A 26093-nucleotide genomic window follows, 5' to 3' on the forward strand; every position below is an offset into this window, starting at 1 on the left:
TACTTTTTATAAAGATTTTAATCTTGGATATTTTCTCTCATTTTACCTATAAAAACCAGTCCTAAAATAAAGCTACAGACAAATAACTCTTTCAAAAAGATAGAGTTATTAAAGTAAGACAATGCCATAAAGAAAAATAATAATCCCATTCCTGCTATTGGTAAAATGGTTGATTTTGAATGATTCATAATTTGCTTATAATATTTAAACTTCTTCGTTAAAACATTTTGTGTTTTTCTAATAGATACCTAATTGGCTATTTTAATTTCTAAAACACCATTTATCATAAGGTTTTTACCTTGCGTTCTCATTTCTGCAATAAATTCTCTTGTCTTTTCCTTCTCCAATTCAAGCTCTTTTATACGTCCGTCTAATTGATTTGTGTTGCAAGCATGGTTTCCTTCCCAAATCTGTAGCCTTTGAATTTTATGAAAATTAATTTTTTCATCTATAAGCGATCTTACAATATCTAAAGCTTCAGATGGTGTAAACTCTCCTTTAACTAATTGAATTTTTTGTGTTGATACTTTTGCCTTGTCTAATTCTTGTGTTTTCATGTTTTTATTTTTTGTGTTAATGTTCACTTCAAAAAAAATCTGAAGCAAATATTATACATTTTAATCATTAATTTTTATTTATATTTGTTATGATATACATAAATATTTTTTATGAACTACACATTACATCAGCTACAAATTTTTTTAAAAATATCTCAGTTAAAGAGCATTACTAAGGCTTCAGAAGAACTTCATTTAACACAGCCAGCTGTGTCTATTCAATTAAAAAACTTTCAAGATCAGTTTCCTATTTCTTTAACAGAAGTTGTAGGAAGACAACTTTATGTTACAGATTTTGGTAAAGAAATTGCTATTGCTGCCGAAAAAATACTTGACGAGGTTCACGCTATTAACTATAAAACGTTAGCTTTTCAAGGTGAGCTTTCTGGTAGACTTAAAATATCGGTGGTATCAACAGGAAAATATGTTATGCCTTATTTTTTGTCTGACTTTATAAAGCAACACCAAGGGGTGGAATTAAATATAGATGTTACCAACAAATTAAAAGTTATAAAAAGTCTTGAATTAAATGAGGTAGATTTTGCCTTAGTTTCAGTGTTACCAGAAAATCTTAAGGTTAATAACGTTGTTCTTATGGAAAATCGTCTTTTTTTTGTTGCGAGTACGATGCTAAAATTTTCAAAAGTTCCAAGCAAGAAAAGATTATTTGAGGAGCTTCCTTTAATATACAGAGAAGAAGGATCGGCAACCAAAAATGCTATGGAAACTTTTATTTCTAACAATCAGTTTTCGGAACATAAAAAGATTGAGTTAACCTCAAACGAAGCTGTTAAACAAGCTGTAATTTCAGGTTTAGGCTGCTCTATTATGCCGCTAATAGGTATAAAAAATGAATTAAAAAATAAGGAACTTCAAATTATACCCGTTAAAGGACTACCTATAAATACTACATGGAATATAATATGGTTAAAATCTAAAAAATTATCTCCTGCAGCATTAGCCTATCTTGATTTTCTTTCTTCTGAAAAAGATAGAATTATCAAAGAAAAATTTGATTGGTTTATTGATTACTAATACAGTTTTATCATTAACAAATAAGAAGTTCAACTTGCTATAAAACAGGTATTTTAAACCATTGATGTGTTATTACATTATATGGAATTGTATAAGTCTACAAACAAATAAGCCTTGTAAATAATTTACAAGGCTTTGCAATCCCTCAACGTGGTCCCACCTGGGCTCGAACCAGGGACCACCTGATTATGAGTCAGGTGCTCTAACCAACTGAGCTATAGGACCGAAATTGGCTGCGAATTTAATACTATTTTTATAACTCTACAAGAAATTTATTCTTTTAAATCATTTCTTAACAAAGCTCTATAAGTACTCCATTAATAGTCTTTGGATGTAAAAAAATAACTAGCTTATTCTTAGATCACTTTTTACAGATTTTTGTTTAAAACACTAAATCCTTCTTTAATTTATTTTTAGTTAAACTTTTTACTGCTATTCATGCATGTTCAAATTTTATAAATCAAAAGTGAGATAATCTTTAAATATCCTGTATTTTTGCTACTTAAACCAATGATGTTAAAAAATGAGTAACGTAGAGGAAAGTCAAAGACAAAAAAAAATAGCATCAGTATTACAACGCGATTTAGTAGATGTGTTACAAAGTGCCGCTACGCAAGGTGGTATGCAAGGCATTCTTATATCGGTTTCTAAAGTAAAAGTAACTGTAGATTTATCTGTTGCAAAAGTATATTTAAGTATTTTTCCTAATAATAAAGGAGCTGAACTAATGGAAGGCATCAAATCAAATTCGCCTTTAATAAAGCATGAAATAGCTCAGCGTACCAAACATCAATTACGCCGTATGCCTAGGTTAGAGTTTTTTATTGACGACTCCTTGGAATATATGGACCAAATTGATAAGTCCTTAAAAGGAGAAGAAAACCCTATTAAAGACCCAAGTATTTTAGATAAACGTAAAAAATCTTAATTCTTTTTTAACCCTATTGTCCGTTTCATATTCAACATATGAATTTTACACTTTATATAGCCAAACGTTATTTACGCTCAAAAAGCAGTAACAATGCTATTAATATCATCACGATTGTAGCGGCTATAGGTATTGTTTTAGGTGCTGCTTCGTTATTTATTGTAATGGCTGGTTTTGCAGGTTTAAAAGATTTTACGCTTGAGTTTACAAGTGTGGTTGATCCCGATTTAAAGGCTGAAACAGCCATAGGAAAATCATTTGTTTTAACAGACGACGACACTCAAAAATTAAAAGAAATTAAGGACATTGCCCTTTACTCAAAAATTATTGAGGAACGGGTTGCTATAGCTTTAGATGACAAAAATGATATTGTAACGTTGAAAGGCGTTGATGAATCTTTTGCGAGTGTCACAACGATTGATTCTGTAATTGTTCAAGGTAGCTGGATTGCTCAAGATACGCCACAAGTAGTGGTTGGATGGGGGATTTCAAACAACCTATCTCTTGGTGTTTTAGATTATTCTAAAACGCTTAGCATTTATGTTCCTAAGCCTGGTAAAGGGCAAATTACCTCCACAAAAAATGCCTTTAATTCTGTAAAAGCAGTCAATGTTGGCGTTTTTGATATTAATGAAAAAATGAATGATACCTATATTTTTTCATCTATAGCGTTAGCACAACGACTTTTAAATTATACTCCTAACCAAATTACTGGTTTAGAATTCAGATTAGTAAAAGGTGCCGATGAAGATGCTGTTAGAAGTAAAATCAAAGCTGTTTTAGGAAATAGAGTCCTTATAAAAAACAGAGCGCAACTCAATGATGCCCTCTATAAAATGTTGAATACCGAATATTTAGCCGTTTATTTAATATTTACCTTAGTATTAATCATTGCCTTATTTAATGTGATTGGTTCCATCATCATGATGATTCTTGATAAGAAAAAAACCTTAAATACCTTGTTTAATTTGGGAGCTACCATAAAGGATATTAGACGCATTTTCTTTTTACAAGGAAGTTTAATGACCATTTTTGGAGGTGTTATTGGCATCCTTATTGGCTTAATAATAGTAATTCTGCAAAAAAGTTTTGACTTGGTTATGATAACGCCAAGCCTAGCGTATCCAGTAACTATTAAGGCTGAAAACTTTATTATTGTGTTTTTAACTATTTCTATTCTTGGTGTTTTAGCCTCTAAAATAGCCTCTGTAAGAATTACAAAATCTCTGGTGAATTTGCATTAATTCTGGCAAGTTACCGTTAGAGAAACCTCATTTAATTACAAACTATTATTATAGTAAGTTGTCACCTTGAGCGCAGTCGAAAGGTTTTATAGGTTTCGACTGCGCTCAACCTGACATAAACGTATTACTTATTAAATGATATTCAAGACCAATTCTACTTTCGGAAGCATGAAAGATTAGTCCATTTTAATCCAAATTTGATCAAAACGAATAGAACGGCTATATATCCGCCATTAAAAAAAGAATAAAAACAATCCCATTAACACCAAAAGAACCGCTAAATAGTTCTTTAAAAAAGGCAAGCCAATGAGGATATATAAAGATTTCGTAAATTAAATGAATTGTTAAAACTAGACCTATTAAAAGAAAAATTAAACCAAGTCCTTTTTTAAACATAGCTAAACAAACAATTACTCCGTAAACGTATAGCCGGAAAAGTTTTCAAGCACCTCATCGAACGCTGCAAAAACGTCTTCTGGTTTATCACTGGTAACCATTTTGGTGCGGTATTCTTTAAAATGCGGAATACCTTTAAAATAGTTGGTATAATGGCGTCTGGTTTCGAAAACGCCAAGAATTTCACCTTTCCAATCGATAGACATTTGCAAATGCCTACGAGCCGCTTCAACACGCTCTTCTAACGAAATGGGTGCTAAATGTTCACCGGTTGTAAAAAAGTGTTTTACTTGTTTAAAAAACCAAGGGTTTCCTATACTGGCACGACCTATCATGGCGCCATCAAGTCCGTAACTATCTCGCATTTCCATGGCTTTTTCGGGTGTATCGACATCGCCATTTCCAAACACCGGAATGTGCATTCTTGGGTTGTTTTTAACGTCGGCAATAGGTTTCCAGTCGGCACTGCCTTTATACATTTGAGCGCGTGTTCTGCCATGAATGGCTATGGCTTTACATCCCACATCTTGGAGCCTTTCAGCTACTTCTACAATGCGTATAGAATCGTGATCCCACCCTAAACGTGTTTTTACGGTAATAGGAATATTGGTGCGCTTCACCATTTCGGCAGTGAGTTGTTCCATTAAACACACATCTTTTAAAATGCCTGCACCTGCACCTTTACTCACTACTTTTTTTACCGGACACCCAAAATTAATATCAATAATATCAGGATTTGAGGCCGAAACAATATCAATGGTTCGAAGCATGCTCTCTAAATTAGCTCCAAATATTTGAATTCCAACCGGACGTTCTTTTTCGTAGATATCGAGTTTCATAACGCTTTTAGCGGCATTACGAATTAACCCTTCGCTAGACACAAACTCGGTATACACAACATCGGCGCCTTGTTCTTTACATAAGGCACGAAATGGTGGATCGCTAACATCTTCCATAGGTGCCAAAAGCAGCGGAAAATCTGGTAATTCTATGTGGTCAATTTTCACCAAGGGATTTTATTTTGGCGCAAAATTACTATTTTTTACTTAGAAGAACTACTTCTTAATTTTTTGAAATATCTTGTAGCTCAACCAAAACTTCGTTTTTTCTATTTAAAATTTCAAATGGTGGATTATATCCAAAAAAGTAGAATTTATTTGAATACGAAATCCCTTCTTCGTCTAAAGCGGTCTTCAATTTATTTTTATAGGCCTCAATTTTTTTAGAATTCGCCCAACCTCCAAATGTGATTGCCGCCATTGTTTTTGAAGGCTCCTCTTTAAACTCTATATCTGATTGATTGGGCTTTGGAAGATTCTCTTTATTGAATTTTTTTGGCACCATAAACATTATAGTCATTGAGTCTTCTAAAGACATGGAAACAGGAGACGTCATTGCTATTTTTTCATTCGTCTCGTTTCCTCCAAAAATATAGCCTGCCAATATTGAAAACCCTTTGCCCGAAGCTTCTTTATAGTTATTCGTTGATAGCTTAACCGATGTAAATAAGGTAGCTTCATAATTTCTGATTTCAAATCTAGGAAAACGTTTTACTACTTAATACGGATAATTCTCAATACCACTTTGACTTTTCATGGCATAAATTTGAACAATCACAAAGCCTAAAACTAAAATACCGAGTACGATTAAAGTAATTTTCATTTTCACAGTTTTAAATTATATTGATATGTGTTTGAATTTTTTTAAAACCCAAAGTCCATAACATCCTAAAAATAGCTCGCCAAAGATTCCAAAAATAAATATAAAGGAAGGTTCGCCATCTATAATAAAACTAATAAGCCTTCCCACACCTAAACCTAGCATAAAAACGACATTAGAAACTATGGCAACGAATAGGTAATTCTTCTTTAAAAGTCCTAAAATCCATAATAATGAAAAACCCAAATACAAACCCATCATCGCCTTAAAAAAAGTAAGCTCGTCGGTTGTATTTAAATGAATATCAAATTGAAAAGAGGGTTTAAAACCATATATCAAAGACACAGGAATTACAATTATTAATGAAATAATTAAGTGCACTTTTTTAATAAAGTTTTCTTTATTCATTTATCACTACCTTTTTTTGTTTTAATCAAAAGTAGTAAAGATTTCGCAGCTCATGAAAAGCTTCTTAAATTCAATAAAAATTCATCTATATTTGCAAATTAAAGCTAGGTATAGATTGTTGTATGAAGAATATTAGAAATTTTTGCATTATTGCACATATAGATCATGGTAAAAGTACGCTTGCAGACCGTTTATTGGATTCTACAGGTTCTGTAACCGACAGAGAAAAACAAGATCAGCTTTTAGATAGTATGGATTTAGAGCGTGAACGTGGTATCACTATCAAATCGCACGCTATTCAAATGGATTACGTTTATAAAGGAGAGCAGTATGTTTTAAATTTAATAGACACACCAGGTCACGTAGATTTCTCTTATGAAGTGTCTCGATCTATTGCGGCTTGCGAAGGCGCACTTCTAATTGTTGATGCTGCTCAAAGTATTCAGGCGCAAACCATTTCAAATTTATATCTGGCTTTAGAGCATGATTTAGAAATTATTCCAGTTCTTAATAAAGTAGATTTACCAAGTGCTAATCCTGAAGAAGTAACCGATGATATTGTCGAGTTACTAGGTTGCGATCCATCAGATGTTATTCATGCCAGTGGAAAAACTGGTTTCGGGGTTGAAGACATTTTAGCCGCCGTTATTGAGCGTATCCCAGCGCCTAAAGGAAACATTGATGAGCCTTTACAAGCTTTAATTTTCGATTCTGTATACAACCCATTTAGAGGTGTTGAAACGTATTTTAGGGTTATTAATGGTTCCATAAAAAAGAATCAGCTCGTAAAATTTATTGCGACTGGAAAAACCTATAATGCTGATGAAGTTGGCACCTTAAGATTAAAACAATTTCCACGAGCAGAAATTAAAGCAGGCGATGTTGGGTATTTAATTACAGGTATAAAAGAAGCAAAAGAAGTAAAAGTTGGTGATACTATTACCGATGCAAAAGTACCAACAACCAATGCTATTGCAGGATTTGAAGACGTAAAACCGATGGTGTTTGCTGGTATTTATCCTGTTGACACCGAAGATTACGAAGAGCTTCGTGCCTCCATGGAAAAATTGCAATTGAATGATGCCTCATTGATTTTTATACCTGAAAGTTCTGCGGCTTTAGGTTTTGGTTTCCGTTGTGGATTCTTAGGAATGCTGCACATGGAAATTATACAGGAGCGTTTAGAGCGCGAGTTTGATATGACGGTGATTACTACCGTTCCTAACGTGTCGTATCATGCTTTTACAAGAAAACATCCTGACCAAATTGTTATTGTAAACAATCCAAGCGATTTACCAGACCCCTCTGGTTTAGATCGTGTTGAAGAACCATATATTAAAGCAACGATTATTACAAAAGCCGATTTTGTGGGAAATGTGATGTCGCTATGTATTGAAAAACGTGGTATGATTACCAATCAAACTTATTTAACACCAGAGCGTGTAGAGCTTAATTTTGATATGCCGCTGGCAGAAATTGTATTTGATTTTTACGACCGATTAAAAACAGTCTCAAAAGGATATGCATCGTTTGATTATCATCCTATTGGTATGAAAACATCAAAATTGGTTCGTGTAGACATCTTATTAAACTCACAACCTGTTGATGCTCTTTCTGCTTTAATACATGCAGACAACGCCCAAAATATTGGTAAAAAAATGTGCGAAAAGTTAAGAGAACTGATTCCACGTCAACAATTTGATATTCCTATTCAAGCCGCTATTGGTGCTAAAATTATATCTCGTGAAACCATCAAAGCGCTTCGTAAAGATGTGACGGCTAAATGTTACGGTGGAGATATTTCGCGAAAACGTAAATTATTGGAAAAACAGAAAAAAGGTAAAAAGCGTATGCGCCAAGTTGGGAATGTTGAAATTCCGCAGGAAGCGTTTATGGCTGTTTTAAAACTAAATGATTAACCTTTATTTATATGGTTTTAAGTTTCAACTAAAGCAAAATATAATTTACAAAAGAGCTTCAAATATTTAAGAAGCTCTTTCTTTTTAAAATACTTTTAATTCAAAAGAATAATCTTCTTACTGGCTATATAATCAAGTACCTGCTAAAAAAATATTGAAAACTTCCAAATAGAATGTTTAAAAAAATCATTTTGATTGAAATATTCCTATCTCTTTTTGCTTTTTAAGAAATTATCAATAATAGTGCGGTTTTTTTACCATAATCTGAAATAATATTTTTAAGTTTATGGACATATCGATTATAAATTTTTAAGCGTAAAGACTTCTAATAATCTATGGTCTAGTCTTTATCATTTTTTCGGAAATTTAAAATCGGAAAATCAGTTGATAAAAAAGTTAACTGATTTATATTAATTTTTTAATTTATCAAATGAAGGTACTTTTTTATACCAGAGAATTTCCTCCGTATGTTTATGGTGGTGCGGGTGTGCATGTAGAATATTTGGCAGATGAACTCTCCAAACTTATGCAGGTTGATGTGCGATGTTTTGGTGATCAAGATCAAAAAAATGGCAATTTAACTGTCAAAGGATTCCCTTACGATAATCCCATTTTTAATGACAGTAATTCTCAACTTAAGGCCGTTTTTCAAACCTTAAGTACATGTGTTCAGATGAATGCTGAAGATTCGGGTGCGGATATTGTTCACTGCCACACATGGTATGCTCAATTTGCAGGTATTATAGCTAAATTATGCTACGGCATTCCTTTAGTGATTACAACGCATTCCTTAGAACCTTTAAGGCCATGGAAACGCGAACAATTAGGCAGAGGGTACGATGCCTCTTCCTGGGTTGAAAAAACAGCGATTGAAATGGCTGACGCCATTATTGCGGTTTCAAAAGAAACAAAAGATGATGTTTTAAAACATTTTAATGTTGATGAAAGTAAAGTAAAAGTTATTTACAATGGTATTAACCTTCAACAATATAATATAACTTCAGATACTTCAACTTTAGATGAATACGGTATTGATAAAACGAAGCCTTTTGTATTATTTGTTGGAAGAATAACAAGACAAAAAGGAATTATTCATTTGGTTAACGCTATCAAATACATTGACTCAGAAACCCAAATAGTATTATGTGCAGGAGCGCCAGATACACCAGACATTGCCAAAGAAATGGAAGACAGTGTTAAGGAGGTTAAAAAAACAAGAAACAATGTTATTTGGATAGATAAAATGCTTGACAAAAAAGAAGTCATTCAATTGTATTCTCATGCCGATGTATTTTGTTGTCCTTCTATTTACGAACCTTTTGGTATTATAAATATTGAGGCTATGGCTTGCGAAACAGCTGTTGTTGCTAGTGCTGTTGGAGGGATTAAAGAAGTGGTTGTTCAGGGTGAAACAGGCATTTTAGTTCCTTTAGAGCAACAAACCTCAGCGCCTTTTGAGCCTGTAAATCCAGATAAATTTTCTCAAGATCTTGCCAATGGCATCAATAAATTAATAGATAATAAAGATCTTAGAGACAAAATGTCTAAAAATGGCAGAAAACGCGTTGAAGATTATTTCGATTGGATAGCAATAGCCAAGCAAGTAAAAGATTTATACAAGTCGTTAATCTAAGCACAGTAATATTGTCTTTTTGAAAATTAAATCGTAAATTAACAAAGTAACATTCTCTATACAAATTTGATATTTAAAATGCCTGAGAGCTATTAATTTCTTAAACTAAAAAACATGATTAATAAAAAAGTTTTAGCCATCATTCTAGGAGGTGGCCAAGGTTCAAGACTACATCCATTAACAGAACAACGATCTAAACCAGCAGTTCCAATAGCGGGTAAGTATAGATTGGTTGATATTCCTATTTCAAATTGTATCAATTCTGATATTAAACGGATGTTTGTTTTAACACAATTCAACTCCGCTTCCTTAAACAGGCATATTAAAAATACGTATCACTTTAGTTTTTTTAGCACAGCTTTTGTTGATGTTTTAGCGGCAGAGCAAACACCAAATAATAAAACTTGGTTTCAAGGTACAGCAGATGCCGTAAGACAAAGTATGCATCATTTTTTAAGACACGATTTTGATTATTTTCTTATTCTTTCTGGTGATCAATTATATCAAATGGATTATGAATTAATGGTTGAAGCTCACGAGAAAAATAACGCGAAAATTTCCATCGCTACCATTCCTGTTAATAGTAAAGATGCCACCTCTTTTGGTATTTTAAAAGCCAATGATCAAAACGTGATTACCTCATTTATTGAAAAACCAGATGCTAGCTTGTTACCAGAATGGACTTCAGAAGTTAGTAGTGAGATGAAGTCTCAAGAACGACATTATTTAGCTTCAATGGGTATTTATATTTTTAATAGAAATCTGCTTGAGGAATTGATGAGTGATCCTTTGACCAATGATTTTGGTAAAGAAATCATTCCGCAATCTATTGATAAACACAAAACATTGAGTTATCAATATGAAGGGTATTGGACAGATATTGGAAACATCGATTCGTTTTTTGAAGCTAACCTAGGGCTTACAGAAAATATTCCAAAATTCGACTTATATGATAAAACAAAGCGGATTTACACCAGAGCAAGAATGTTGCCTACCACAAAAATATCTGGTACTATTTTAGAAAAAACAATTATTGCCGAAGGTTGTATTATTAGTGCTGCCAAAATTGAACAATCTGTTATTGGTATTCGATCAAGAATAGGTAAAGAAAGTACAGTTATAAATACCTATATGATGGGAAGTGATTATTATCAAACTTTAGAAGATATAGAAAATAAGAATATAAAAATTCTAATGGGAATTGGCGAACGCTGCTTTATTAAAAATACTATAATAGACAAAAACTGCTGTATTGGAGATGATGTAAGAATCAACGGAGGAAAACATTTGGAAGACACAGAAAACGACTTATACGTAATTCGAGACGGTATTGTAGTTCTTAAAAAAGGAGCTGTAATTCCTGTTGGATTCGTTATATAATCCTCTCGTTTAAACAATTTATTTATTTCTATAAACTAGCTAAAAAATGCAAAACCAAAAGAGGGTTGTAATTGATTATGTATACCCTAAAATAAATAACGGTGACTTTTATATTAAACGAGTTGTAAATGAAATTGTTCATGTTGATGCTCATGTGCTTTCAGATGGTCACGATTTAATAGCTGCTTCTGTTTTATACAAACATGAAAATGACAAAAAGTGGCATGAAACTCGAATGTATCATGTTGTAAATGACGAATGGAAAGCGTCTTTTACCGTTACAAAACAAGGCTACTATACCTATAAAGTGCAAGGTTGGGTTGATTACGCACTCAATTGGCAGCACGGTATTGAAAGGAAAATTCAGGATAATCAGCATGTATCGTCTGAATTACTTGAAGGGATTGAACTTATTAAACAAATCAAAACAAAAACAGCACAAGATGATTCGTTTTATCTTGATCATCTTATCAATATTTTTTCAGACAAAAATAATTACGACGAAGCAATACGAGAAGCAACCAGCCAAAGGTTGCATGAAATTTTCACCAACCATCCTCAAAAAATATTAGCTAATACATCTAAAGACTATCAAGTTTATGTTGATAGGCTAAAAGCACGGTTTAGCACATGGTATGAGTTTTTCCCTCGTTCAGCCTCAGAACATGATGGGGTCCATGGAACGTTTAAAGATTGCGAACGCTTGCTTCCCAGGGTATCAAAAATGGGCTTTGATACCTTGTATTTTCCGCCTATACATCCCATAGGAGAAGTTAATAGAAAAGGTAAGAACAACACAACTACGGCTCAAGATGGTGATGTAGGTTCAACATGGGGCGTCGGCTCTCATTTAGGAGGTCATAAAGCAATTCATCCACAATTAGGATCTTTAGATGACTTTAAAGCATTAATCCAAAAAGCAAAAGACTATAATATTGAAATTGCTATGGATTATGCACTTCAGGCGGCACCAGACCATCCATGGGTTAAAGAACATCCGCAATGGTTTAAATGGCGCCCAGACGGTTCTGTGCAATATGCTGAAAATCCACCTAAAAAATATCAAGATATTTTGCCAATTTACTGGGAAAATGAGGATTACAAAAACCTATGGCAAGAATGCTTAGATACCTTATTCTATTGGATAGATTGTGGTATCAATATCTTTAGAGTTGACAATCCGCATACTAAACCTTTTTATTTTTGGAATTGGATTATTACTCAAGTTAAAGCCAAACATCCTGATGTATTATTTTTAGCCGAAGCTTTTACAAAACCAAAAGTAATGCAACAATTAGGCAAACAAGGATATACACAATCTTACACCTATTTTACATGGCGAAACAATAAACATGAACTTACTGAATACATGGAGGAATTGACAAAAACCGACCAAAAGGAGTACATGCGACCTAATTTCTGGCCTAATACACCAGATATTAACCCCATGCATTTGCAGGGCGCCAACGAACCTAAATATATGCAACGTTATGTGTTAGCAGCTACCTTAAGTTCTAATATTGGAATATACGGCCCTGTTTTTGAATATATGATTGACGATGCCATTCCTGGAAGAGAAGAATATTTGAATTCGGAAAAGTTTCAAATATGCCATTACGATTGGAATAAACAAAATAAGTTAACAACCATTATTTCAAAAATTAATCAAATTCGTCAAGAACAAGAGGCGCTTCAGCAAACAAATAACATTAAATTCTGCCATATTGAAAACAATAATTTAATGGCGTTTTACAAATGGAATGATACCAAAACCAACGAACTTTTAATTATTATTAATTTAGACCCTTATTATGCGCAACAAGGATCTGTTCAGGTTCCTTTAAGCGATTTAGGTGTTTCTCATGGACATCAATTACAAATGCATGATTTAGTTACAGGAAGTGTTTATAACTGGTATAGCGAATGGAATTATATAGAGTTACACCCTACATTACCATTCCATATTTTTAAAATAACCAAATAACCATGTCTCAAAAAAAGGAAATAAAAACAGCTCCCGCGCAGTCCTTTAATTTTGATGATAATTGGGAGGATTTATTAGAAAATAAAGAGTTTGTTAAAACATTCCTTTGTGATGTTTTAGGAGATTATATTTCAAAACAGCGCTGGTACGGTGGTAAAGCCAGTACGATGAAATATATTGAATTATCTGAATATTTTAGAATTCAACAATTTGGTGAAGTCTATTATGGTTTAATTCTTGAAGTCAATTTTGTTGAAGCTTTTTATCAACATTACTTCCTACCTATAGCTTTTGTAACTGATGAAGATTTTGCACATAAAGATAGAATTCTACCCATAAGTATTCATGGCAATAAAGGATTCATTATTGATGCCACAAACCTAGAATCCTTTAGAAAATTGGTTTTTGAACGGATTCTTACAGCATTACCAAAAGACACTACTAAAGTACAATATCATAAAAGTCATCTTTTAAATAATGTTTCCTACGAATCATCGCGATTTATGGGATTAGAGCAAAGCAACACCTCGCTCATTTATAATGATAAATACGTTTTAAAATTTTTCAGGCGTATTTATGCCGATAAAAATCCTGATTACGAAATGAGTCGGTTTTTATCAGAAAAAAAAGATTTTAAAAATACACCCGTTTACCTTGGAAGTATCAATATTGTAGATTCTGACGATGTAAATATCACCATAGGACTCATGCAGGAAATGGTACCCAACGAAGGAGATGCTTGGGACTATATGTTAAAGGAACTACATAAGGTATTTTGTAATATTGAATATAAACAAATTAAAATCGACTCCTTACCAAATACAGAACTATTTCAGCGTTTAACTATTCGGGATATTCCTCCGCAAATCATTGATTGGGCAGGGCTAAACATTTTTACAAAAATTAAAACCTTGGCTAAACGCACTGCCGAAATGCATATTGCTCTCGGTTCAGAATTTGAAGAAACAGCCTTCACTCCTACTCATTTTAACGACGACTATACGGTTTGGTTAAAAAACAGAATGCTATACCAGTTTCAAAACAGATTAAATACTATTGAGAATAATTTGAATAAATTAGATGGATTAGCCCTAGATTTAGCAAATGAATTTCTTGATAAAAAGAATCTAATTAGAAAACGGTTTATAACATTTGATTGGACCAAACTTAAAGGAGAACGTATTCGTGTTCATGGAGATTATCATTTAGGTCAGGTATTGGTAAAAGATGATGATTTTTATATTTTAGATTTTGAAGGCGAGCCCGAAAGCACCATTAGAGATAGAAAAGTAAAACAGCCGCCGTTAAAAGATGTAGCAGGACTTTTTAGATCCTTTCATTATGCTATTTATGCAACTATTCTTAACAATATAGAACAGCATTACAAAGCACCTCAAGAAGACTTATTTAAAGCAGGAGAGATTTTGTACCGATATTTAACAGGTTTGTTTTTAGGGACGTATGTTACAGAAACGCAAAACGCTAATTTAAATTTAGGCTATAATCAAGAGCGCATTTTTATATTAAAATATTGTTTGCTTGAAAAAGCAGTTTACGAATTGGGTTACGAACTCAATTCTCGCCCAAAATGGGCTGTTATTCCTTTAAAGGGAATTTCTAACATTATAAATCATTAATTAATGGCACAAGTAAAAGTACACAGTCTTTTTACAGACTTCGATATTAATCTTTTTAAGGCAGGTAAACATTATCGACTTTATGAAAAATTTGGTTCTCACATCATAACCTTAGATGGTGTTGAAGGCACCTATTTTTCTGTTTGGGCACCTAGTGCAAAAACTGTTTCTGTTATTGGTGATTTTAATTTCTGGATTGAAGGCGAACATCAATTAAATGTACGTTGGGATGGAAGTGGTATTTGGGAAGGCTTTATTCCTGCTGTTGGAAAAGGAAATATTTACAAATACAAAATCCACAGTCATCATAACGATATAAAAACCGAAAAAGCAGATCCGTATGCCCGCCGATGTGAGCATCCACCCAAAACAGCTTCTATTGTTTGGGATGATGACTACAAATGGAAAGATACCAAATGGATGAAAAAGCGTAAAAAGTACAACGCTTTAGATGCGCCTTATTCTGTGTATGAAGTTCACTTAGGATCTTGGAAACGTCAAATTGAAGAAGATCGCTTTCTATCCTATTTTGAGCTGGCAGACGACTTAGTTAATTATGTTAAAGACATGAACTTTACGCATGTAGAGCTTATGCCTATTATGGAATTTCCTTACGATCCGTCTTGGGGATATCAAGTAACAGGATATTTTGCGCCAACCTCAAGATTTGGATATCCCGAAGAGTTTAAGTATTTGGTTGATAAATTACATCAAAACGATATCGGAATTATTTTAGATTGGGTACCATCGCATTTTCCTGAAGACGCTCATGGTTTAGGCTTTTTTGATGGCTCTTGTTTATACGAACATCCCGATAGAAAAAAAGGCTATCACCAAGATTGGAAAAGTTTAATTTTTAATTATGGCCGTAACGAAGTAAAATCCTTTTTAATTAGTAATGCCTTATTTTGGTTAGACCAATATCATGCCGATGGCTTGCGTGTTGATGCCGTAGCATCTATGCTATTTTTAGATTATTCTAGAGAAGATGGCGAATGGGAGCCCAATATTTTTGGCGGACGTGAAAATCTGGAAGTAATTGATTTTCTTAAAGAGCTCAATGAAGAAGTATATAGTTCATTTCCTGATGTACAAACCATTGCCGAAGAATCTACAGCATTTCCAATGGTGTCTAAGCCAACATTTTTGGGTGGTTTAGGTTTTGGAATGAAATGGATGATGGGATGGATGCACGATACACTTGAATATTTTGCTAAAGATCCTGTGTATAGAAAATATCATCACAATGAAATCACTTTTAGTTTAGCATATGCCTTCACAGAGAATTTTATGTTACCACTATCGCATGATGAGGTTGTTTACGGTAAAAATTCACTTATTGGAAGAATGCCAGGTGATGAATGGCAGCGTTTTGCAAATTTAAGGTTGCTGTATGGTTACATGTTTACGCATCCTGGCACCAAGTTATTATTTATGGGAGGCGAGTTTGGACAATATAATGAATGGAATTTTCAAGGAAGTTTAGAGTGGAATTTATTAGAATTTGAACCTCACAAAAATCTTCAAAACTATTTTAAAGCATTAAATACCGTTTATAAAACAACGCCGGCACTTTATGAAAAAGCCTTTAGTGGTGAAGGATTTGAGTGGATAAGTTATGATGACCACGAAAATTCGGTCATATCATATATAAGAAAAGGGTATAAAAGTGAAAACGATGTGGTAGTTGTTTGTAATTTAACGCCTACTATTCATCAAAAATACCGTATTGGTGTTCCTCACAAAGGAAAACTCGTCGAACTATTTAATAGTGATGCCATTGATTTTGGAGGAAGTGGTGTTTCAAACAAAAAAGAAATTACCATAAAAAAACAACCATGGAACGGAAAAGATTTTTCTGCGGAGATTATTCTGCCTCCACTAGGAATTTCTATCTTCCAATTTAAATATTAATCAGCTAGTTAGCGTATATTTAATTTAAATACTTATAGATTGCAAATTACACAATTTAGCCCCCATCTTTTTACAAAAAATGTGAGGGCTAAAGTTTTTTAATTTAGTATTTTGCCGTTCTATAAATTTGCTTGATAATGATACTGAATACCGAATTAGAATACAAAGGGAATTTATTTCCAACCAACATAATAAGCTACTCAAAAGATGTAGATATCCTTCATTTTACTACAGAAAATAATATAATTCTACAATTAACCGTTTTAAGAGATAGTGTACTCCGATTTAGATATACTACGGTAGGTAAATTTGATAAAGATTTTTCTTATGCTATTGACAAAGATGCCAGCAGAGGTTATAATCATTTGGAAATTTCTGAAGAAAAAGATAACTATTTAGTTACCACAGCTAAATTAATTTGCGAAATTCATAAGACCGATTTAAGAATTTCTATTTATGATGCCAATGATAAAAGCGTCATCTGTGAAGACGAGTTAGGGTTTCATTGGGAAGAAAGTTATCATCTTGGAGGCGATATTGTAAAAATGAGCAAGGCGTCTCAAACAGGAGAGAGTTTTTACGGTTTAGGCGATAAGCCACAACACATTAATTTAAAAGGAAGACGTTTTGAAAACTGGGCGACCGATAGTTATGCCTTTGGAAAAGATACAGACCCTATTTACAAAGCCATTCCGTTTTATACTGGTTTACACAACGGTAAATCTTACGGTATTTTCTTTGATAACTCGTTTAGAACTTATTTCGATTTCTGCCATGAACGCAGAAATGTAACCAGTTTTTGGGCACAAGGTGGTGAGATGAATTACTACTTTATCTACGGGCCTAAAATGCAAGACGTGGTAACCAGTTATACCGATTTAACCGGAACGCCAGAATTACCACCATTATGGGCACTTGGCTATCACCAATGTAAATGGAGTTACTACCCAGAAAACAAAGTAAAAGAAATAACCTCAAAATTTAGAGAATTAAAAATCCCATGTGATGCCATCTATTTAGATATAGATTATATGGAAGGCTTTAGATGTTTTACCTGGAGCAAAGACTATTTTCCAGATCCCAAAAGGATGGTAAAAGAATTAGCTGATGATGGCTTTAAAACTGTTGTTATCATAGATCCAGGCATTAAAATAGACAAAGAATACAGTGTTTTTAAAGAAGGCTTAGAAAAAGATTATTTCTGCAAACGTGCCGACGGCCCCTATATGAAAGGTAAAGTATGGCCTGGCGAATGTTATTTTCCAGATTTTACTAGACGTGAAGTAAGAGAATGGTGGGCTGGCTTGTTTAAAGAATTAATTGAAGATATTGGTGTAAAAGGGGTTTGGAATGATATGAATGAGCCAGCAGTTATGGATGTTCCTGGTAAAACCTTTCCTCCAGATGTGCGTCATGATTACGATGGAAACCCTTGTAGCCATCAAAAAGCGCATAACATTTATGGTATGCAAATGGCTCGAGCCACGTATCACGGTGTAAAGCGTTTTAACTATCCTAAGCGCCCATTTGTAATTACGCGATCTGCCTATTCTGGCACACAACGTTACACTTCAACTTGGATGGGAGATAATGTAGCCTCTTGGGAACATTTACAAATAGCAAATATTCAAGCACAGCGTTTAGCACTATCTGGATTCTCTTTTGCTGGTTCAGATATTGGAGGGTTTGCAGAGCAACCTAACGGCGAATTGTATGCAAGATGGATTCAGTTAGGAACTTTTCACCCATTCTGTAGAACACATTCTTCTGGCGATCACGGCGATCAAGAACCTTGGGCTTTTGATGAAGATATTACCGATGTTGTTAGGAAATTTATTGAAATACGATACCAATTACTGCCTTATTTATACACAGCGTTTTATCAATATACTCATGAAAATGTTCCCATATTAAAATCTCTGGTATTATTTGATCAAGAAGATCCTCAAACACATTATAGAACAGATGAGTTTGTTTACGGCAATCAAATTTTAGTTTGCCCTATTAACGAGCCAAATTCTAAAGGCAGAAGAATGTATATTCCTAGAGGAGAGTGGTATAATTTCTGGACTCAAGAGCTAGTCGTTGGAGGACGAGAAACCTGGGTAGATTCTGATTTAGATGATATGCCTGTTTTTGTAAAAGCAGGAGCTGTTATTCCTAAATACCCTATTCAGCAATATGTAGGTGAGAAAACATTTGATGAAGTTACATTAGATGTCTATTATAAAAATGGTAAAGAAGATTCTGAACTATATGAAGATGCTAATGATGGCTATGATTACACAAAAGGACGTTATAGTTTAATGAAATTTAACTTAGCTGGAAACGAGGAAAAATTAGTTATAAGAATTCATAAAAGAGGTCAATATATTACATCTTATTCAAATTTTAAAATTAACTTGATTGGTTTGCCTTTTGAAGTTACATCTATAAAAGTTGATAATGAGGAGGTTGACTTGAAAGATTTGAAATTTAATAACAACAGTTTAGTTTTAACAAAAGAATTTACAAACCTTCAAATAATAGCATAACTAACTAAAGACCTCAGATAGCTTTTATTTGGGGTCTTTTTTATAGACCATAGGTTTTCCTAAATACACTAGTTTATACCCCTTTTCAACATTTTTAATGGCTTTATTATGAGATGAAATAATCTCTAAGACGCCTTTTTTATCTTTTACCAACAACGGAATCATATCTTCATCTTTATTGGTGACTTCAATAAGCTTTTCGTAATGGTCTCTATCCAAAATTTCAATTTCATGAATTTTTGGATATTTTCTAGCTACTTCGGTGAGTTGAATAAAATCGTCTGTTTGAGAAAATAAACCCTCTTTAGGATTTTTTTCAGGGTGATTCATTTCATCAACTGAAATAAGCCTAAACGTTCCGTTTTCACCAAACTGCTCTCCAAATTTATTAATAGCATATTTATTAATGTTTTCACTTCCTGTTAAAGCCATTAAAAACCCAATATCATTTAATTCAATATTATCGTTTAAACTTTCAGAATATATATCTGTATTAAAGGCTTCCAGTCCTAATTCTTGCGCTAATTGTATATTTGTTTGGTTACTATCAATTAACACTACATGCCTATCATTATCTTCTAAATAACTTCCAATAAGTCTTGATACTTGCGACGCTCCAACTATTAAAATACCCTCCGAACGCTTTAAAAACACGCCTACTAACTTAGCAAAAATTCTAGCTGTAGTTGCATTAAGTAAAACGGTTCCTAAAACAATCATAAAGACTAACGGAGTAATGTATTCTGCCCCAGGAACACCGTCTTTTAAGAGTTTGCTCCCAAAAAGAGAGGCAATACCGGCAGCCACAATTCCTCGAGGCCCTACCCAGCTTATAAATAGTTTTTCATTAAACTTTAGCTTTGAGCCAGCCGTAGATAAAAATACAGCTAAGGGCCTTATAACAAATACAACCAAGGCAAAAAGAGCTACGGTTTCCCATCTGTATAGCAACATTAAATCTTCCATATTAATATTGGCCGCTAACAGGATAAAAAGTATGGAGATTAATAAAACACTTAAAGACTCCTTAAAGTAAAGAAGCTCTTTCATATTCTCTAATTTTCCATTACCTACAACCATTCCCATAACCACAACAGCTAATAGTCCGGACTCATGAGCGAAAATTTCTGACTCAACAAAAACCAATAATACCGTAGAAAGTGACACCACATTTAATAAATAGTGTGGAACAAAATTTTTGTTAATAGCAAAAATTAAAGCGTGGGCAAACGTAAAACCGAATGTGGTTCCAAAAAGAATAATCTTTCCAAACTCGATTAAAGCAGTTTTTGTAAAGCCGCTATCCCCTTCTACACTAATAAATTCAAAAACCAATACAGCTACCAAAGCTCCAATAGGATCGATTAAAATACCTTCCCATTTTAAAACAGCGGATACATCTTTTTTTAGTGGTATATTTCTAAGAATAGGTGTAATTACAGTAGGTCCTGTAACAATGATTAAGCCTGAAACCAAAAATGAAATTTCCCAACTTAAATTAAAAATAAACCTAACTAGAAAACCAGCACCAAAAAAAGTAATGGCAGACCCCAGCGTTATAAGTTTTGTAATAACTGGACCAACATGCTTAATTTCGGAACGTTTAAGCGTTAAACCGCCTTCAAACAGAATAATACTAATTGCTAAAGACACAAAGTAGAACAAACCATCACCGGGAAATAAACCCTTCGTGCCATTCCAAACAGGTTCTATCCACTTGCTGCCATCTTCGCTAAAAAAAGTAGCGGCTATAGGCCCTACTAATAAACCTATTAAAATTAGGGGTAAAATAGCGGGAATTTTAAATTTCCATGCCACCCATTGGGCTAGAATTCCTAAAATAATGATTCCTGAAAGCTCTAACATGCAGTATTTTTTACGTTTGGAGTAAAGTTAATAAGAAAAAGGTAAATATAAAGATTAGTTATCTCTCATTGTAAGACGTAAAACTGAACAAGCCGATTTCTGTGTAAATTTATCTTTTCCGGTTCCAAAAAGAACATTAATCCAATTGTCTTTTTGAGGCGTTCCTAAAATTAACAAGTCGTAACTAGCTGAAATTTTCGAAATAGCATCAATAGGGTCGTCTGATTTTATAATAATAACCTCACTTTTACTTGAAGCCTTAGCAATAATAGCAGATGAGGTAGCTTCCATATCTTCAATAATATCTTTTGAAAAACGTGACGGAACAACATGCAGGAGTGTTAAAGAGGCATCGTAAAACTGACAAATACGATCGGCAATTGCCACAAAATTTTTATCTTTTCTTCCTGGGCGAAGTGCTAATAACACTTTACCAATATGCCTCACGCCATTATCTTTAAATAGTGCAAAATCAGAATTTATATTAGTCACTAACCAACCAATGGGGTTTCTAACCAATATACCATTATGTGCTTTACCATTCCAACCCATTACCAACCAATCGCAATTTGTTTGATTACTTAATTCATCAATGGTTTCAGAAATATCATGTGTTACAACAGCTTCAAAATCTATATCTAAATTTTTAGCATTAGCTAAACCCGAAATTCTCCTTGCTAAAGAATGAATGATGGGGCTATCGTCTGAAAAGGCATCCAAATAAGTTTGATTAGGCACTTCGGTAATATTTATGGCCTGTATCTGTTCTCTCCTATTAATGGCAGCACCTATTTCTACAAGCATTTCTGGTGAGTTTTCGTTACCCAACAACGGCACAACAACACCAGCATTTGATACGAATTGGCCGTCTAAAACATTATCATTAATAGCCACTTTTGGTGTAAACCCTTTTTTCTCTTTATTCTTCTTTTTGTACAATAAATATAATGCCGGACGGTGACCATACTTTCTTAAAACACCTGTTCGGCGTGTTTTATTTCCAAAGTTAAAATAGATAGTAATCCCTAGTATAAAAATAGCGACAATAGATAAAAAAGGCATTAAACCCAATAAAACCAATAGTACAATACCACTAATAATTCCAAAGATTTGAACATAAGGATATAAAGGCGATTTAAAAGGTGGGTTATACCACTGCGCCGAGGTTTCTCTTAAAACAATTACGGCAGCATTTACTACCATAAACATCATCACCATAAAAGCACTTGCTAGTTTTGCTATTTTTTCAACATCTAAAAATAAGATGACTATAGCCATCACCCCACACGTAATTATAATGGTTACTGTAGGCGTTAAGTACCTAGAATGTAACTTGCTCATAAATGTCGGGAGAAGCTTGTGTCTGGCCATAGCAAATGGAAACCTGGACGCTGCCAAAACTCCAGAATTTGCCATAGAAATAAGGGTTATAACCCCTATAATTGCAGCTGCATAGCCTACATATTCACCACCTAACATGTTTGATATTGTATAGATAGGCTTTAAATCTTCTTCTAAAGCTTCTAAAGGAATATTTCCAACTAAAACAAAGGTTATAGACACGTAAATGGTTGTCATAATGAACAACGATAAAATCATTGCCAAGGGTAAGTTTTTGTCTGGATTTTTAATTTCGCCAGCAATGGCTGCTACCTTGGTTACACCTGCATAAGAAATATATACAAAAGCTACCGTAGACATTAGCCCCATGCTCCCATTGGTTAAAAATGGCTTTAAAAAGGCTTTATTGATTTCTGGAAGTCCGAAAATAAGAATCAACGTAAGGCAAATAAGACTCAATGCAACAATAACTATTTGCACCTTGCCCACTTTTTTAACACCCAAAACATTTAAAAAGAGAATAATTCCAAGAAAAAAAACAGCAACAATTCGGGTAAGGTTGGGGTCGATACTAATTAAAATTGATAGATAAGCTCCAAAACCAACCAATGCAAAAGAACTCTTGAGTAACAACGAAAGCCACAAGCCAATCCCAGCAACTGTTCCTAAAATAGGTCCAAAAGCGCGTTCAATATAAACATAAGTGCCTCCAGAAGAAGGCATTGCAGTCGCTAATTCAGATTTAGAAAGTGCCGCAGGTAAAATACAAAGCGACGCAATTAAATACGCTAACCAAACAGAAGAGCCTGTTTTTGCAGCGGCTAAACCTGGTAAAACAAAAATTCCGCTACCAAGCATTCCGCCAATACTTATGGCGATAACTGAGATTAATGACAAGCTACGTTCTAATTTCTTCAAATCGTATTATTTATCTCCTAAAATAGGCTTTTTTTAATAAGACTAAATATCTTAATAATTTCTTAACATTTCACTATTATTATATTGGTTTTTGTAATTTTGTAGGATATGAATTTATTCCCCATTAATTCAGGAAACTTTAAACTAGATGGTGGTGCAATGTTTGGTGTTGTACCTAAATCAATTTGGCACAAAACTAATCCTTCCAACGCCAACAATATGATAGATATTGCGTCTCGTTGTTTACTAATTGAAGACAGCAATAAACTTATTTTAATTGATACTGGAATGGGAAACAAACAGTCTGATAAATTTTTTGGTTATTATTACTTGTGGGGAAACGATTCTCTAGAAAAATCATTGAAAAATTATGGTTTTCATCCAAATGATATTACTGATGTTTTTTTAACACATTTGCATTTCGATCATTGTGGCGGTAGTATTCAATGGAACAAGGACCAAACAGGATATGAGCCTGCTTTTAAAAATGCTCATTTTTGGAGTAATGAAGATCATTGGCAATGGGCAACAAAACCCAATAGGAGAGAAAAAGCCTCTTTCTTAAAAGAGAATATTCTACCTATGCAAGATTGTGGTCAACTTAAATTTACATCTTTACCAAACGGTAACACACTTAAAAATTCTGAACTTGGTTTCGATATCTTTTTTGCCGATGGGCATACAGATAAACAAATGATTCCAATGATTCAATATAAAAATAAAACCATCTGCTTTATGGCAGATTTACTTCCAACCGTAGGTCATTTACCTCTACCATTCGTTATGGGTTATGACACCAGACCATTATTGTCTCTTGATGAAAAAGAGCTTTTTTTAAACCTTGCAGCAGATAATAACTATTACCTGTTTTTAGAGCATGATGCTCACAATGAAATTATTACTGTTCAGCATACCGAAAAAGGCGTTAGACTTAAAGAGATTTTTACAGTTTCTGAAATTTTTAATTAATATTTTAACTCAAATGAAAACATTCAAATCTTTATTTATTGCTGCATTTGTAGCATCTATGTTTTACGGCTGTGGAAGTTCTGCTATTATTTCTACTCCCATAGAATCAATAGATAATACCCCAATAAAAACGGCTGATTTAACCAAAGCCCAACTACACCACTGGAGTCATTTAGACCTTGTAAAAGACACCGTACCAGGTATGAGTGTTGACAAATTGTATTCTGAAATTATTAAAAACAAAAAAGGCAAAAAAGTTATTGTAGCCGTGGTTGATTCAGGTATTGATATTGATCATGAAGACTTAAGAGATGTCATCTGGACCAACGAAGGAGAAATTCCAAACAATGGTATTGATGATGACAAAAATGGTTATGTAGATGATGTACATGGCTGGAACTTTTTAGGTGATGGCTATGATGAACAATTAGAATATGTAAGAATACTAGCTAGTGGAGATACCAGTAATCCAGATTATGAAAAAGCCAAAGCTGAATATGATAAAGAATATCAACTTTGGATGGGAAGAAAAACCCTTTACGATCAAATTTATGCTCAAATAACAAGTGCAGATGAAACGCTTTCTAACCTTTTAAACAAAAAAGACTATACAAAAGAAGATATTGATGCAATAAAAAGCACAGATCCTAAAGTAAATGAAGCAATTCAAATTGTTGAATATTATGGAAAAGGAACAAAATATGGGCCTGCTTTAGTTAAATCATTTAAACATAGTTTAGAAAGTATTAATGATCGTTTAAACATTAATTTAAATAAAAACTTAAAAGGACGTGTTACCGGAGATAACCCAGATGATATGTCTACCAAATATTACGGTAATGGCAATGTTAGACCTGTAAAGAAAAGTGAAAGTCATGGAACCCATGTTGCTGGTATTATTGCTGCAGAACGTAACAATGGTATAGGTGTCGATGGCGTTGCGAACAATGTTTTAATCATGCCTGTTCGAACAGTGCCTAATGGTGATGAATACGATAAAGATGTCGCTTTAGCTATTCGTTATGCTGTAGATAATGGTGCCAAAGTTATTAACGGAAGTTTTGGTAAATATTACTCAACCCATAGTGACTGGGTAAGAGAAGCTATTGCTTACGCAGGAGAACACGATGTATTGTTTGTAAATGCAGCGGGTAATGAAGGTAAAGATTTAGATAAAGTTGCTATTTATCCAAACGACCAAGTAGATAATGGTCCTGAAGTTTCTAACAATTTTATTACTGTTGGTGCATTAGCTCCAAAATATGGTCCAGACATGGTTGCTGGTTATTCAAACTACGGTAAAATAAATGTTGATTTGTTTGCTCCAGGTTCTGAAATTTATTCTACAACTCCTGAAAATGAATATGAGTCTTATAATGGTACATCAATGGCAGCACCTGCTGTTGCTGGAGTTGCTGCTTTAGTTCGTTCCTACTACCCTGACCTAACTGCTGGTCAAGTTAAGCAAGTTTTAATGAGTTCAGGCTTAGCTGCTAAAACAAATGTTATTGTAGGTGGTGATGCAGATAATGTAAAACCATTTGCAGATTTGAGTAAGTCTGGCAAAATGGTTAATGCTTTTAATGCATTAATTGTAGCCTCTCGTATGGCAACCAAATAAAATAGTATCAATTGATAGTGTAAAAAGGGGACTCTTCCCCTTTTTGCTTTTTAAAATTATTTTTATGAAACGAGCATACTAAAAGCATTATCACCTAAGGGAATGATTATTTGCGAACAGCATGTGACCTCTGAAAAACAATACATATAA

18 protein-coding genes, 1 tRNA gene and 1 pseudogene are annotated in these 26093 nt (G+C 33.6%); 12 read left to right on the plus strand and 8 right to left on the minus strand.

Translation table 11 applies throughout. From position 1 onward, the window contains the following. Positions 1–17 precede the first annotated feature (17 nt). Together G5V56_RS00720 and G5V56_RS00725 are read right to left on the minus strand one after the other, a co-directional pair. Entirely contained in the window at positions 18–188 is a 171-nt protein-coding gene (locus tag G5V56_RS00720; protein WP_166959768.1) for a hypothetical protein, read from the minus strand. Between the two features lie 60 nt (positions 189–248). Continuing rightward, positions 249–557 (minus strand): hypothetical protein, encoded by a 309-nt coding sequence (locus G5V56_RS00725; RefSeq protein ID WP_166959771.1) that lies wholly within the window; start codon positions 555–557, stop codon positions 249–251. A gap of 111 nt (positions 558–668) precedes the next feature. On the opposite strand from G5V56_RS00725, the gene G5V56_RS00730 reads away from it, so the two are divergent. Further along, entirely contained in the window at positions 669–1592 is a 924-nt protein-coding gene (locus tag G5V56_RS00730) for a LysR family transcriptional regulator (protein WP_166959774.1), read from the plus strand. 151 nt (positions 1593–1743) lie between these two features. On the opposite strand, the gene G5V56_RS00735 is transcribed toward G5V56_RS00730, so the two are convergent. Continuing rightward, positions 1744–1817 (minus strand) — tRNA-Ile (locus tag G5V56_RS00735). A gap of 298 nt (positions 1818–2115) precedes the next feature. Between G5V56_RS00735 and rbfA the strand changes: the two genes are divergently transcribed. Both rbfA and G5V56_RS00750 read left to right on the plus strand, forming a co-directional pair. Beyond that, entirely contained in the window at positions 2116–2520 is a 405-nt protein-coding gene (rbfA, locus tag G5V56_RS00745) for a 30S ribosome-binding factor RbfA (protein ID WP_166959777.1), read from the plus strand. 38 nt (positions 2521–2558) lie between these two features. Then, positions 2559–3764 carry an ABC transporter permease gene (locus G5V56_RS00750; RefSeq protein WP_166959780.1) on the plus strand — a complete coding sequence of 402 codons (1206 nt, stop codon included), beginning with the start codon at positions 2559–2561 and terminating at the stop codon, positions 3762–3764. A gap of 410 nt (positions 3765–4174) precedes the next feature. Here the strand turns inward: G5V56_RS00750 and dusB are convergent, their stop codons facing one another. The 3 genes and pseudogenes from dusB to G5V56_RS00765 form a co-directional block, all read right to left on the minus strand. Next, entirely contained in the window at positions 4175–5170 is a 996-nt protein-coding gene (gene dusB, locus G5V56_RS00755; protein WP_166959783.1) for a tRNA dihydrouridine synthase DusB, read from the minus strand. A gap of 52 nt (positions 5171–5222) precedes the next feature. Beyond that, positions 5223–5702, minus strand: a pseudogene (locus tag G5V56_RS00760) (SOUL family heme-binding protein); the annotation flags it as partial. 135 nt (positions 5703–5837) lie between these two features. Next, positions 5838–6227, minus strand: a complete 390-nt coding sequence (locus tag G5V56_RS00765) for a DUF4345 domain-containing protein (protein ID WP_166959787.1) — start codon at positions 6225–6227, stop codon at positions 5838–5840. 122 nt (positions 6228–6349) lie between these two features. Between G5V56_RS00765 and lepA the strand changes: the two genes are divergently transcribed. From lepA to G5V56_RS00800, 7 genes are all read left to right on the plus strand, one after another. Next, a complete protein-coding gene (gene lepA / locus G5V56_RS00770) occupies positions 6350–8146 on the plus strand; it encodes a translation elongation factor 4 (RefSeq protein WP_166959790.1) in 1797 nt (598 codons plus the stop codon). Between the two features lie 430 nt (positions 8147–8576). Then, a complete protein-coding gene (glgA, locus tag G5V56_RS00775) occupies positions 8577–9779 on the plus strand; it encodes a glycogen synthase (protein WP_166959793.1) in 1203 nt (400 codons plus the stop codon). A gap of 114 nt (positions 9780–9893) precedes the next feature. Then, positions 9894–11159, plus strand: coding sequence for a glucose-1-phosphate adenylyltransferase (locus G5V56_RS00780; RefSeq protein ID WP_166959796.1), 1266 nt, complete (start codon positions 9894–9896; stop codon positions 11157–11159). 46 nt (positions 11160–11205) lie between these two features. Beyond that, positions 11206–13143 carry an alpha-1,4-glucan--maltose-1-phosphate maltosyltransferase gene (locus G5V56_RS00785; protein WP_166959799.1) on the plus strand — a complete coding sequence of 646 codons (1938 nt, stop codon included), beginning with the start codon at positions 11206–11208 and terminating at the stop codon, positions 13141–13143. Positions 13144–13145: 2 nt separating this feature from the next. Continuing rightward, a complete protein-coding gene (locus G5V56_RS00790; protein ID WP_166959802.1) occupies positions 13146–14780 on the plus strand; it encodes a trehalose synthase in 1635 nt (544 codons plus the stop codon). Between the two features lie 3 nt (positions 14781–14783). Further along, positions 14784–16694, plus strand: coding sequence for a 1,4-alpha-glucan branching protein GlgB (gene glgB / locus G5V56_RS00795; protein WP_166959805.1), 1911 nt, complete (start codon positions 14784–14786; stop codon positions 16692–16694). Between the two features lie 137 nt (positions 16695–16831). Next, positions 16832–19228 carry a glycoside hydrolase family 31 protein gene (locus G5V56_RS00800; protein ID WP_166959808.1) on the plus strand — a complete coding sequence of 799 codons (2397 nt, stop codon included), beginning with the start codon at positions 16832–16834 and terminating at the stop codon, positions 19226–19228. Positions 19229–19252: 24 nt separating this feature from the next. On the opposite strand, the gene G5V56_RS00805 is transcribed toward G5V56_RS00800, so the two are convergent. Both G5V56_RS00805 and G5V56_RS00810 read right to left on the minus strand, forming a co-directional pair. Further along, positions 19253–21094: a cation:proton antiporter gene (locus tag G5V56_RS00805; protein ID WP_166959811.1), complete on the minus strand. Its 1842-nt coding sequence runs from the start codon at positions 21092–21094 to the stop codon at positions 19253–19255. Positions 21095–21148: 54 nt separating this feature from the next. Next, positions 21149–23353 carry an amino acid permease gene (locus G5V56_RS00810; RefSeq protein ID WP_166959814.1) on the minus strand — a complete coding sequence of 735 codons (2205 nt, stop codon included), beginning with the start codon at positions 23351–23353 and terminating at the stop codon, positions 21149–21151. Positions 23354–23461: 108 nt separating this feature from the next. On the opposite strand from G5V56_RS00810, the gene G5V56_RS00815 reads away from it, so the two are divergent. Continuing rightward, positions 23462–24322, plus strand: a complete 861-nt coding sequence (locus G5V56_RS00815; RefSeq protein ID WP_166959820.1) for an MBL fold metallo-hydrolase — start codon at positions 23462–23464, stop codon at positions 24320–24322. A 13-nt stretch (positions 24323–24335) separates the two neighbouring features. Then, a complete protein-coding gene (locus G5V56_RS00820) occupies positions 24336–25943 on the plus strand; it encodes a S8 family peptidase (protein WP_166959827.1) in 1608 nt (535 codons plus the stop codon). Positions 25944–26093 lie beyond the last annotated feature (150 nt).

Origin of the sequence: Yeosuana marina (genome assembly GCF_011762485.1) — a bacterium.
Lineage (GTDB): Bacteria > Bacteroidota > Bacteroidia > Flavobacteriales > Flavobacteriaceae > Yeosuana > Yeosuana marina.

Bases quoted from the DNA above. Each gene is read 5' to 3' on its own strand.
- G5V56_RS00720 (WP_166959768.1), bottom strand. From the start codon at position 188: ATGAATCATTCAAAATCAACCATTTTACCAATAGCAGGAATGGGATTA.
- G5V56_RS00725 (WP_166959771.1), bottom strand. From the start codon at position 557: ATGAAAACACAAGAATTAGACAAGGCAAAAGTATCAACACAAAAAATT.
- G5V56_RS00730 (WP_166959774.1), top strand. From the start codon at position 669: ATGAACTACACATTACATCAGCTACAAATTTTTTTAAAAATATCTCAG.
- rbfA (WP_166959777.1), top strand. From the start codon at position 2,116: ATGAGTAACGTAGAGGAAAGTCAAAGACAAAAAAAAATAGCATCAGTA.
- G5V56_RS00750 (WP_166959780.1), top strand. From the start codon at position 2,559: ATGAATTTTACACTTTATATAGCCAAACGTTATTTACGCTCAAAAAGC.
- G5V56_RS00765 (WP_166959787.1), bottom strand. From the start codon at position 6,227: ATGAATAAAGAAAACTTTATTAAAAAAGTGCACTTAATTATTTCATTA.
- lepA (WP_166959790.1), top strand. From the start codon at position 6,350: ATGAAGAATATTAGAAATTTTTGCATTATTGCACATATAGATCATGGT.
- glgA (WP_166959793.1), top strand. From the start codon at position 8,577: ATGAAGGTACTTTTTTATACCAGAGAATTTCCTCCGTATGTTTATGGT.
- G5V56_RS00780 (WP_166959796.1), top strand. From the start codon at position 9,894: ATGATTAATAAAAAAGTTTTAGCCATCATTCTAGGAGGTGGCCAAGGT.
- G5V56_RS00785 (WP_166959799.1), top strand. From the start codon at position 11,206: ATGCAAAACCAAAAGAGGGTTGTAATTGATTATGTATACCCTAAAATA.
- G5V56_RS00790 (WP_166959802.1), top strand. From the start codon at position 13,146: ATGTCTCAAAAAAAGGAAATAAAAACAGCTCCCGCGCAGTCCTTTAAT.
- glgB (WP_166959805.1), top strand. From the start codon at position 14,784: ATGGCACAAGTAAAAGTACACAGTCTTTTTACAGACTTCGATATTAAT.
- G5V56_RS00800 (WP_166959808.1), top strand. From the start codon at position 16,832: ATGATACTGAATACCGAATTAGAATACAAAGGGAATTTATTTCCAACC.
- G5V56_RS00805 (WP_166959811.1), bottom strand. From the start codon at position 21,094: ATGTTAGAGCTTTCAGGAATCATTATTTTAGGAATTCTAGCCCAATGG.
- G5V56_RS00815 (WP_166959820.1), top strand. From the start codon at position 23,462: ATGAATTTATTCCCCATTAATTCAGGAAACTTTAAACTAGATGGTGGT.
- G5V56_RS00820 (WP_166959827.1), top strand. From the start codon at position 24,336: ATGAAAACATTCAAATCTTTATTTATTGCTGCATTTGTAGCATCTATG.